Below are 9,891 nucleotides of genomic sequence, written 5' to 3'. Positions count from 1 at the left end.
ATTTAATGCTTTTCGTTTTTTCTGAGCAGTAGCAGCATGCTTAGTTGGTAAAAACGAACCAGCACCGTGGATGGCAAAGACTTGAGCCCAATACCGTATCTGTCTCGAAGAAATTGAATATTGTTTTGCTAAATAGCGAGATGACGCGCCATCTAAGCATTGTTTAGCAATGACACATTTTAACTCACGACTATATTTGGACATAAAAAGACCCCCAATAATTGGTGTCCAACTATTGGGGGTCAGTTCATAATATGAGGCTTTTCGATGCCAATGTTAAGCTATTTGCTCAAATAGAACTCATAAACATCAATGCTCACTACCAAACAAGATGAGGACTCGTCGCTGAGACAACTTTTTGCAGCGGTGGATTACCATCATGAGTCCAAATCTCAACGAGGAAAGCATCAATATGCTCCGCTGAAGAAAAGTCTAATTCTCCAATACCACCTTGTAATGATAGTGAGGCAATACGGCTATCGTATACTGGCGTTATTTCACCCGATGCAGGGCTATCAAACTGAGTGTAAACCGAGACCATTGCTCTACCCAAAACAGAGCTACTCGCATCGACCGACAGCGTATACGCCTCCACTGGTTTATAGTCCAACTCGTCTGGTATCGATAGATCAGCCATCGTTCGCGATGCTACAACTGGGGTTGGCGTACTGCCGCCACCGCCTGATGAGTCACCGCCACCTCCGCCGCCACCGCAAGCTGTTACCATTCCTAGTGTCGTGATAAATAGTATTGTATTTTTCATTTCAGCCTCCTACGGGACGTAACATTTGCCCGGTGTAGCATATTGAGATTCAAACCAAGTCTGAGCTTGGTCACCCGCTGATTCAGCGTACGTCGCAAATTGTGGATAGGCGACGACAAGGTCGGTTCGTTCTAACGGCCATTCCCATTCATCATTGATCATTAGCGCCCATGGAAGATTGCCTGATGTTTTAAAGTACACGCCACTGCTCGCATCACTGACATCAACACCTAGCCCTGCAAAAGTTTGAGCGTTAAATTGCTCGGTAGGCTCATAGTTCGGTAGATGAACTTCCCATGCTCTACCCGGTTGGTGATAACCTTCTCCGTGATAATGCCCCTCGGTTGCGAAGATAAACGGGTCATAAGGCATACTCATTAACGATGTCGTATCTGATCCATCAAGGAAATTCACATGAAGTGTGAAATTAAGCTGAACATCTTCTTGTTGCGCACAAGCCGCCAACGTTCGGTGATACTCGCAGCCCTCTACTTTATAGACCGAGGTATCTTCACTAATCACGAAGATGGCCTCGTCCGAGATGGCTTCCAGTCCACTATTCGCCAGTTGACTGCCATTATGGATTTGACGAGTCGTGGTGGTATCAACATCACTACGATTGACGCCTTTGAAACGAAGTGCGAAACCATTGTGATACGATGCCCCAACAGCGCCAAGGTAACCATCGACTTTTGATTTCACCACCGCACCATCGCGTAATATTTCAGTAATCCGATACCGCACGACCACATCATTCATGTCGTAATCGGCGGTATAAGGCCAGTTATCCTCATACGCGACGGTGGTGTAACCAGTGGCGTTCGGGTAGTAACGAACTGAAAGCCCAGTCCCTGTGACCGCAAGAGCGTGATCCTCCACCTCACCGGATGTTGAACCGCCATAGTAATCAAGCCCAGTTTGTTTACTGAATCTGAAGCGACTCCACGTCGAACCAATCTCTGCGTCTAATGCAGCGGTAAAAATAAGATCATTATTACCAGTATCCAACTCTTCGTCGGAAAAGACCTTTTCTCCGTCATCAGCAAAATCGCCGTCTTGATTCCAGTCTATCCACACTGACAGGTAACCAGTGGTAGACGCGTTAACTCTGACAATGCTGTCTAAGCCGGGCTCCACTGCGGTCACGAAACCGACCCCGTTTTCATCGTCAATGCCCACTTCATCATCAGCAAGCCCAGAATAAAGGCCATCTTGATCGCCGTCTGGCGCCGTTGACCCTAGCCATGTCTCATCGTCGAGCTCATGCCTTGGTCCATTATCCGCCAGTTTGGTTGAGTAACTATTTGGCGCGTCGCCAAAGTCAATATTCGAATCTTCATCGATAACTGGCGCATTCGCACACCTCGCCCCATCGTTCTGACTCGAATAAGGACCATCCGCAAACTTAATGGCAGGCACAACTCCTGCGGCAATATTTGCAGCATTTCCGGGGGAAAGATCGACACGGTATATTTGACCATCTTGATTTCTAGAGACGTAATAATAACCATCCACATCAAAGTAACCCGCGCCAAAGGTGCCCGTTTCACCGGTGTCACCAATATACGTTTCTTGCCCGGTACTCGGATCAAATGAGTACAACGCACCCGAACCATTATCGATACCATATAAGCTCCCATCACTAGGATGGAAAGCAAAGTCAGTTAGGTTAACAACCGCTCGACTGCTTACTTGAGTCACAGGGAGTGTTGCAGTTGGGTCGGCTTCAAGCGGTGAAACATCAATAGTAAAAAGACCTTTTCCCTTTCTGTACAGGTAGTAAACGTCTTCATACACATCACCGACATAAAATGTATGACTGGTAGGTAAACCACTCGTGTTGATCGTTTCAGCAAGAAAATCTTCACCCAAACGTACAATTTGTTTGTTCGATGTGTCATAGCCGTAAATATAACGACCATTAAAGTCGAAACCGACACCATTAATGTTGGCATCTAAGCCCGTGTCACCCTGTAAAAGAGACGTTGAACCAGTAACAAGATTCACACCATAAACTTGTACTGGATTGGCTTGGAACAAATACGCTTTACTAGGACAATTTTCAAAGGGGAGCGCGTAGCTGTTCATGGATGTCATCATGGCTAATGCGACACTGACTTTGATCGCGGATGCCAATTGAGTATGTTGTTTTGATCTATGCATTATCTAATCCCTTGATTGACGCAGATATTCAACAATCATACAAGGAACATGCCATGTTACTTATTAGCGTAAAATCAGACACTTAACAGAGAATAGGCAAGAGTAACTCATTTTGAGAATCAATTTGAAGATAGTGGTGGCTTGTGATCGGTGTTTCTTAGTTTCCTGTCAAAATTAAACTGAGTGAACAACGTGCATATCACATTCGCACAAATAATCAGCAACAATCCGATGACTTGATTATGAGTAAACACCACATCAAATAACGAGAACTGCCAAACCGCAGTAAAGACAAGGTTGGTATAGATTAAAGGGGCTATTTGAGAATTCGTCGGCGCTAATTGATAGGCTTTATAGCGGCACGTTTGAGTATTAATCACCGTCGCTGTCATCATTGCTAGCATCATCACCACCTGCCAATTTATTGCTGTCCCCCACGACAGCGTATTCAAACACCATGCTTCACCGGATCCACTCGGCAACGTAACCATCGCAACTGGGAGCATGACGATACCAGCCAATAAAAATGTCCAAGCATTATTTTCGATACCTGACATGCTGCCTTTTGATGCTTTATGAAGGCTCAGTTGGGAACCTGCATTAAATACACCCGACAACAGACCAATGAACACTTCAGGCTTTGCGCTGAATCCAGAGATATCACCGGCTAACAAAACCACACCTATCGACGTTAATAGCAGCGAAAAAACGGTAACATAGGACAACTTAATGCGGAAAATAACCCTTTCAAACAGCGTGATAAACAAAGGTCCAGTACCAAATAGCACCACACTTTCAACCAAAGACAGTTTACCGAGTGCATAAATAAAACAAAGTTGGCAAGCACCAATACTAAAAGCCCGGAATACAAGAATTTTGCGCATGTCTTTTGGCGGCACTCGAAACGATGTCACAAGAAGAAACAACATGAGTACGGTCGCAGGCAAAAGAAACCGAAGTATCGTCAAATTGCCCGCAGCAATGTCGTTCGCTAGAAATTTAGTCAGCACCCCCGTAATCGATAAGCTCAGTGTGGAGGACAACATAAATCCTACCGCGCGTTGACTTGGATTTTGTAGCATGATGTTCCTCTCTATAAAGTGCTCAACTGATTGTTATTATATTGATCTCCCCCACAGTAAAATAACGAGTAATTGTGAACTATATTGTTAGAAAAACTTAACTGAGTATTCTATGACAAACCACATCCCCTTAAAATCAATCTACGCATTTGTTAACGTCGTTGAGGCTGGAAGCATGTCACTTGCCGCCGAACGGTTAAATGTAAGCCACTCAGCAGTCAGCCAAGCAATTAAAACGCTAGAGACCCAGCTAGGCACCCAACTCTTTCAGCGTATAGGTCGACATATTGAGGTCAACTCAGACGGAGAAAAATACTATCAAGATGTTGCGCCTGCTATAGAAAAAATTATTGAAGCCAATGAAGCAATACTTAATAAAGGCAGTAATAATAGAATGACTATTAATATGGTCAACTCGCTGGCTCTGCATTGGTGGATCCCCCGAGTACCGCACCTGCAACAAACGCTGCCTCAGCTCGATATTAGGATCTCAAATCGAGTTGGAGTATTTAGTTTAGAAATGGAAGGCGTCGATCTCGCGCTCATCCATGGCTCCATCGATGATTGGCAAGATTACTTTTGTGAAAAACTAGCCGAGGATGATTTAGTACTGGTGGCAAGCCCCAGCGCACTCGCGGAGCAGCCCTCTCTGTCTGCCACAGAAATGATTACACGCTACCCCACCATTTCAGTGGCCAACGACAGACGTAAAAACGATTGGCAAGTCTGGTGCGATGCCCATGACGTTGATACACCGGACTCTCCGAATAACTTGACGTTCAATGCATCGGTTCAAGCCATACACGCCACAATCCGCAACCTAGGCGTTTTAGTCACTCACCGCCAGTTTGTCAAAGATGATATCGAACATGGGCTGCTGGTTGAAATTGGCGAACCTATCGCGAACCCGCTTCAAGCCTTCTACTTTGTCTGTGCCCCCGACAAACTTAAATCCAAGAACGTTGCCGCGCTTCGGCATTGGCTTCAAGAGCAGTTTCAGTCTTAGGACACACGTTTAAACTGCTACTTCCTTACTCCAACAAAAACCTACAGCGGTTGTGGCTCTTCTAAAACGTAACGATTTTTCCCAGCGCGTTTTGCTTGGTACATCGCTTTGTCGGCCGTATCAATAACAACATCAAGCGATTCATTAGATGTAGCAGGCCAAAATGCGACGCCTAAACTTGCCGAAACTTGGCAGTCATGTCCTTCCAACTCGGCAGGGGTCGACAGACTTTCGTTAAGCAGCTGCAAAATAACGTCAATATTGTGCTGACTCTCGATACCAATCAAAAACTCATCTCCAGCTAGCCTTGCGACCAATGAATGCTCTCCCGCTATCGCCTTCATCCTTGTAGCAACAACCTTTAATAGCTCATCACCTATATGGTGACCAAATTGATCGTTAACCGCTTTAAAACCGTCCAAATCAATAAACACAACAAACAAGGATAATCCATAGTCATGTTGCTGCTGTAACGTTTGCATTGCACTCACGCGATTAGCCAGTCCGGTAAGCAAATCATGATTGACCTGATAGTTAAGCCTTTTGAGTTGTATTTTTTCGGATTCGTCGCGAATCGCTAATACAAACGCCTCTACTCTCCCGCTCTCATTGGTCAACGTTCTTAATTGAAGTACACAAGGAAACCACGAGCTGTCTTGATTTTGTACCTTAACGTGATACACCAAACTCCCTTCCAGTAGTAGCTTCTTCAAAATACGGATGCTCGGAACGACTTTACCTTTAACATTAATTTCAGAAACTTGCGCTCGCCAACCAAACCATTTCACACTGATCGGGTTTTGCATTTCAATCTTGCCATTTCGGCTCAGCATCAACATCGCTTCTTGATGCTGTTCAAACATTAACTCAATTAACTTTCGTCGATGTTCCGCTAAATACTGCTCAGTGAAGTCTTCAAACTGGATTAACGAGTGCTCTTCACTACCCATCGGATGGCAACTCACCATAAATTTTTGGTTAGTCTTGTTTTTTCTTAATTCTACTTCATTCAATATTGTTTGATTTTGAATGGCGTTGACAATGGCCTCAACGGTGGCTTTCGGTGTAAACACCGCATCCAGTAATACTCTCGCATTACTGATTTTTTCATATTTTTTAAGCTGTTTAGCTGCATGAGGATTGCTGTACATAATATCTAAATTGGTCGAAGTCACCATGATGCCTTTTTGCATAACATCCAAGGCCCTATTAATGTACCGATTCTTACTTTCTAAATGCTCTAGCGCTTGATGCAGTTGACGTTCGCGCTCTAACAAACTAACAACCATTGCGTTGAAACAACGGGTTAATCGCCCCAATTCATCATTGTGCAGTACCGGTATCTCCCGCTTCTTCACCCCTTCTTTAATCATGGTTTCCATAGAGTAATGCAATGAACTCAACGGCATTACAATCAAATTATGTAACGTTCTCGCCAATTGCCAAGCAAACAACGATAAGCACCCCGTTAACACGCTTAACCAAAACCACATATGCTGTTGTTCTAATTGAAGCCGCTCTAAAGAAACCCAGACGATCAACTCGCCTAAAGAGTCATCCCCTAATTCAATATTAATGGAGCGCTCAACGAAAGCGATGTTGTCACACACCAACTGCTCTTGTATCCAAATGCAGTGTGATGGTGTTCGGTCAATAAACGCTAAGCGCGCCACTTCTGCATCTTTCACTTTTGCTGCGATAATATCGGGGTCAAAAGACAGGTAGGCCAATTGCTCTTGCGCTGTAGTCGCATCATCAAACATCAACGCGGCTTGAAGCGTATTCGCCACACCCTTCGATAAGATATTGACCCGAGTATCAAGTGCCTGCTCTTGGTAATGTCTTAACATAGTGATCGCGCTAGAGCCGACAACAATCATGATAAAAGTCACAATAAACCACGTAGGTAACATCATTTTGTAACGCAATGGCATCGACGCGAAACGACTGGCTATCATAATTCTACCTCCACAATCTCAGCCACGCTGAGTAATTGAGATCTCAACTTTATGCCACTTTGTTTAACATGAGAGGGAGCAATCAAAGGCTTAATTCGATTATTCACTCGAATGAAAGCAATCATTCCACCAAGGTTAATAAACTGCATTCCATTACCAATTAACAGAGCATGGGGAAATTGCGATTTTAGTCTCGATATTAGCGCCGTACTGGCGGATTCAATATATAAAATATGACACGTACTTGCCGAACTCATTGTTTCTGCGTCATAAAATGCCTGACTACCCAATTTGGCTTCAACGATTTTTTTAAGGCCATCCCCCACTTGAGACCCGCGAGCGACGCAATATTCTTTTACCGATACACCAGTAATTTTTGGCCACTCTGCCAACATGGCAAACCGAAATAAGTACACAGATTTCAAATCATCATCACTATATTGAGCAGACGCTGGGACGCTATAACAGAACAGACCCAACATCATTAGCAAGCGGTGAAGCCAGCGAACACGTAGCATAATGCGACCATTCCGTTAGTGTTTCAGCGAAGCGGCATAATCCCACTCTGCTGTTATCCAGTATTGAGTGCCATTTTGAAATGGCCCGTATGTTTCAGGGTACTCTGTCGTTTGGTCGGCACCCAAATTCTCTACCGATGCCGTAAACCGAGGGTAGCCAACTTTAGGTAACCAACTAACCGCCATTTCCACATTGAGCACGCGTGGCCAACGTGCTGTGTTATCACTGGTTGAATCTGGATGAAAAACCGACGGCGCAACATATTGCATCATGCTGCTCATCCATAGATTAGGGGAGATATCCCACATTAATTGCGCATTAACGAAATGATTAGGCTGATTTTCAAGGTTATATTTCACTTCATTATTTTTACTGCAAATCGCACCAGAGCAGTCACCAATAATACGCTTGTAGCTGTAGTTGGTATTAAGCTGTAGATTCTCAAGAGCTTGCCATTTCATTGCGATCTCACCACCATAAGATTGCGTTGAAAGTGGATCGATATATTGCGATACGTATTCTTCGATCACCGTGCCACTTGTACCCGGAGAAGAGCCGCCCGAAATAACCCATTGATTAGACGACACACCTTTGTAGGCTCGGATGTTGTCCCTCTGGCTATAAAAGCCGCTGACACTTAATTGCAGGCGGTCTTCATTCCAAAATCGATAGCCAAGTTCATACGTTTCTACACTTTCTACCGCTAAATCTTCATTGCCTTTGTAGACGTAACTATAAAAGTAATCATAGTAGTTACCATCGCTAAATTGGGCGCCTTCAATATAGCCGTTTTGTTGAAAATCCGTGCTTAACTCTAACCGTGACGGTGTCACAATAGCCCGTCCCCAACCCGCCCATAAGCGTTGCGATTTGGACAAAGCGTAACTGAAACGAGCTTGGGGTTGTGGTGCGACCTTGTTGGTAATATTGTCATATTGCCATCGAGAACCAAGCATCATAGTAGTTCGTTCAGTAATTGGGACCGTCCAGTTAGCGAACAACCCGTAGCTTTGATTAAAAAACTCCGGTGATTGCGTCGTGCGTAAATACGGCATAGTGAACTGGTCTTGTATGGTGTATGACGCGAATGTTTCATCAATTAGCCGGACATTCGCACCGAGCATTAACTGACTCCCTGCCAAGTCATTTAACGTGTAACGACTATCAAGATCGAGTCTCACAAATTGTGTATTTCTATCAGTACTATCGTTCGAGCTATAAGTCAGCCATGCATCGTTTTCCCACGTATCGGCATTGGCGCGTTCATACACATGGTTCGTACCGACAAAATACTCCTGCGCGACCATCACTTGCTCAAAATACTCAGTACCAGGTTGACCCGGAAATAAAAAGTGCGGGTTATATTTTGCCCACAGATAGTCTTCTTCCGAGCGAATACCACCGAACTGGACATTCCATGTATTTTCTAGATGTTGGTAATCTAACCTCCCACCAAACCGACCCGTTAATACGCCAAAATGCTGATTAGGCTGGACACGACCTTCCTCACTGGTCCATGGTTTATGCTCAACATATTCAACATAACCACTGATATGGGTCTTCGCATTAAGTTGAGTGGCTTCATGAAGTTTCACTTCCTTGTATTGGTAATTTCCAACGCTGACAGAAACCTTTCCTTGCGGCGCACTTTCTGCATCCATGGTTATGATATTGACGACACCATTAACCGCGTTTCCTCCCCAAATAGTACCAACAGGCCCTAATACGACTTCGATCTGAGCAATACTGTCTAAACTCACCGGAATCAAATCCCAGTCTACGCCTGAAAACATAGCATTAAATACGCTACGACCATCCACCATGACCAATAGGGAGTTATTGAGTGTTTCATTTGATCCTCGCGCGCTGATCCCCCAATCATAATTGGAAAACTTCGCGACGTGTAAACCGGGCGCGAGTGCTAACACATCGGCCACGGAACGCGCGCCAGAACGGTTAATCTCTTTTGCTGTAATGACGTAAACCGACGCGGGTGTGTCGGCCAAGCTTTGAGCATTGCGAGTAGTAGACACCACTTTTGTCTCAGCTAATGATGCCAAAGGCATATCGATTAATGACAACAGATCGTCGGAAGCTAAAATGTTCGAGGCGAACGCAAGACAAGATAAATGAACGAAGGAAGAACATTTCGCGGTCATAGTATTACTCAATGGCCGTGTACTAACAGAATGTCAGATACAACTAGAAAATACGCACAAGGCAGCATAATAGACTGTAAAATCTACCATTTACCGCGCCTAATGACATATAACATTCCACTAAATCATTTCTAAAAATTTTAATCCTATCGATAACAAACCATTATTGTCCCGACTCAGGTAATTCAAACTATTTAAGCTCAAGGGCTAAGCAAACATCATGAAGTGCTTAAAACTGTTT

7 protein-coding genes and 1 pseudogene are annotated in these 9,891 nt (G+C 44.4%); 1 reads left to right on the top strand and 7 read right to left on the bottom strand.

The window, feature by feature from the left end:
- From L4D05_RS14565 to L4D05_RS14550, 4 genes and pseudogenes are all read right to left on the bottom strand, one after another.
- Positions 1–204, bottom strand: a pseudogene (locus tag L4D05_RS14565) (helix-turn-helix domain-containing protein); the annotation flags it as partial.
- Positions 205–319: 115 nt separating this feature from the next.
- Positions 320–763, bottom strand: a complete 444-nt coding sequence (locus L4D05_RS14560) for a hypothetical protein (RefSeq protein ID WP_428754203.1) — start codon at positions 761–763, stop codon at positions 320–322.
- Between the two features lie 9 nt (positions 764–772).
- Entirely contained in the window at positions 773–2,860 is a 2,088-nt protein-coding gene (locus L4D05_RS14555) for an LruC domain-containing protein (RefSeq protein WP_428794471.1), read from the bottom strand.
- Between the two features lie 185 nt (positions 2,861–3,045).
- Positions 3,046–4,008: a DMT family transporter gene (locus tag L4D05_RS14550; protein ID WP_428794458.1), complete on the bottom strand. Its 963-nt coding sequence runs from the start codon at positions 4,006–4,008 to the stop codon at positions 3,046–3,048.
- A gap of 112 nt (positions 4,009–4,120) precedes the next feature.
- Here L4D05_RS14550 and L4D05_RS14545 point away from each other — a divergent pair, with 112 nt between their 5' ends.
- Positions 4,121–5,014, top strand: coding sequence for a LysR substrate-binding domain-containing protein (locus L4D05_RS14545; RefSeq protein ID WP_428794457.1), 894 nt, complete (start codon positions 4,121–4,123; stop codon positions 5,012–5,014).
- Between the two features lie 41 nt (positions 5,015–5,055).
- Here the strand turns inward: L4D05_RS14545 and L4D05_RS14540 are convergent, their stop codons facing one another.
- The 3 genes from L4D05_RS14540 to L4D05_RS14530 are packed head-to-tail and all read right to left on the bottom strand — an operon-like array spanning position 5,056 to position 9,650.
- Positions 5,056–6,972 (bottom strand): diguanylate cyclase domain-containing protein, encoded by a 1,917-nt coding sequence (locus L4D05_RS14540; RefSeq protein ID WP_428794456.1) that lies wholly within the window; start codon positions 6,970–6,972, stop codon positions 5,056–5,058.
- Positions 6,969–7,490, bottom strand: coding sequence for a YfiR family protein (locus L4D05_RS14535; protein WP_428754196.1), 522 nt, complete (start codon positions 7,488–7,490; stop codon positions 6,969–6,971). Before L4D05_RS14535 ends, L4D05_RS14540 begins: the two co-directional genes overlap by 4 nt.
- Positions 7,491–7,505: 15 nt before the next feature.
- Positions 7,506–9,650, bottom strand: a complete 2,145-nt coding sequence (locus L4D05_RS14530) for a TonB-dependent receptor plug domain-containing protein (RefSeq protein ID WP_428794455.1) — start codon at positions 9,648–9,650, stop codon at positions 7,506–7,508.
- Between the last annotated feature and the right edge of the window lie 241 nt (positions 9,651–9,891).

Origin of the sequence: Vibrio nomapromontoriensis (assembly GCF_050337205.1) — a bacterium.
Taxonomy (GTDB): Bacteria; Pseudomonadota; Gammaproteobacteria; order Enterobacterales; family Vibrionaceae; genus Vibrio; species Vibrio nomapromontoriensis.
This window is presented reverse-complemented; position numbering and strand designations above follow the sequence as displayed.

What these genes read in the sequence shown, in the direction of transcription:
- L4D05_RS14560 (WP_428754203.1), bottom strand. Translation starts at nt 763, where the DNA reads ATGAAAAATACAATACTATTTATCACGACACTAGGAATGGTAACAGCT.
- L4D05_RS14555 (WP_428794471.1), bottom strand. Translation starts at nt 2,860, where the DNA reads ATGACATCCATGAACAGCTACGCGCTCCCCTTTGAAAATTGTCCTAGT.
- L4D05_RS14550 (WP_428794458.1), bottom strand. Translation starts at nt 4,008, where the DNA reads ATGCTACAAAATCCAAGTCAACGCGCGGTAGGATTTATGTTGTCCTCC.
- L4D05_RS14545 (WP_428794457.1), top strand. Translation starts at nt 4,121, where the DNA reads ATGACAAACCACATCCCCTTAAAATCAATCTACGCATTTGTTAACGTC.
- L4D05_RS14540 (WP_428794456.1), bottom strand. Translation starts at nt 6,972, where the DNA reads ATGATAGCCAGTCGTTTCGCGTCGATGCCATTGCGTTACAAAATGATG.
- L4D05_RS14535 (WP_428754196.1), bottom strand. Translation starts at nt 7,490, where the DNA reads ATGCTACGTGTTCGCTGGCTTCACCGCTTGCTAATGATGTTGGGTCTG.
- L4D05_RS14530 (WP_428794455.1), bottom strand. Translation starts at nt 9,650, where the DNA reads ATGACCGCGAAATGTTCTTCCTTCGTTCATTTATCTTGTCTTGCGTTC.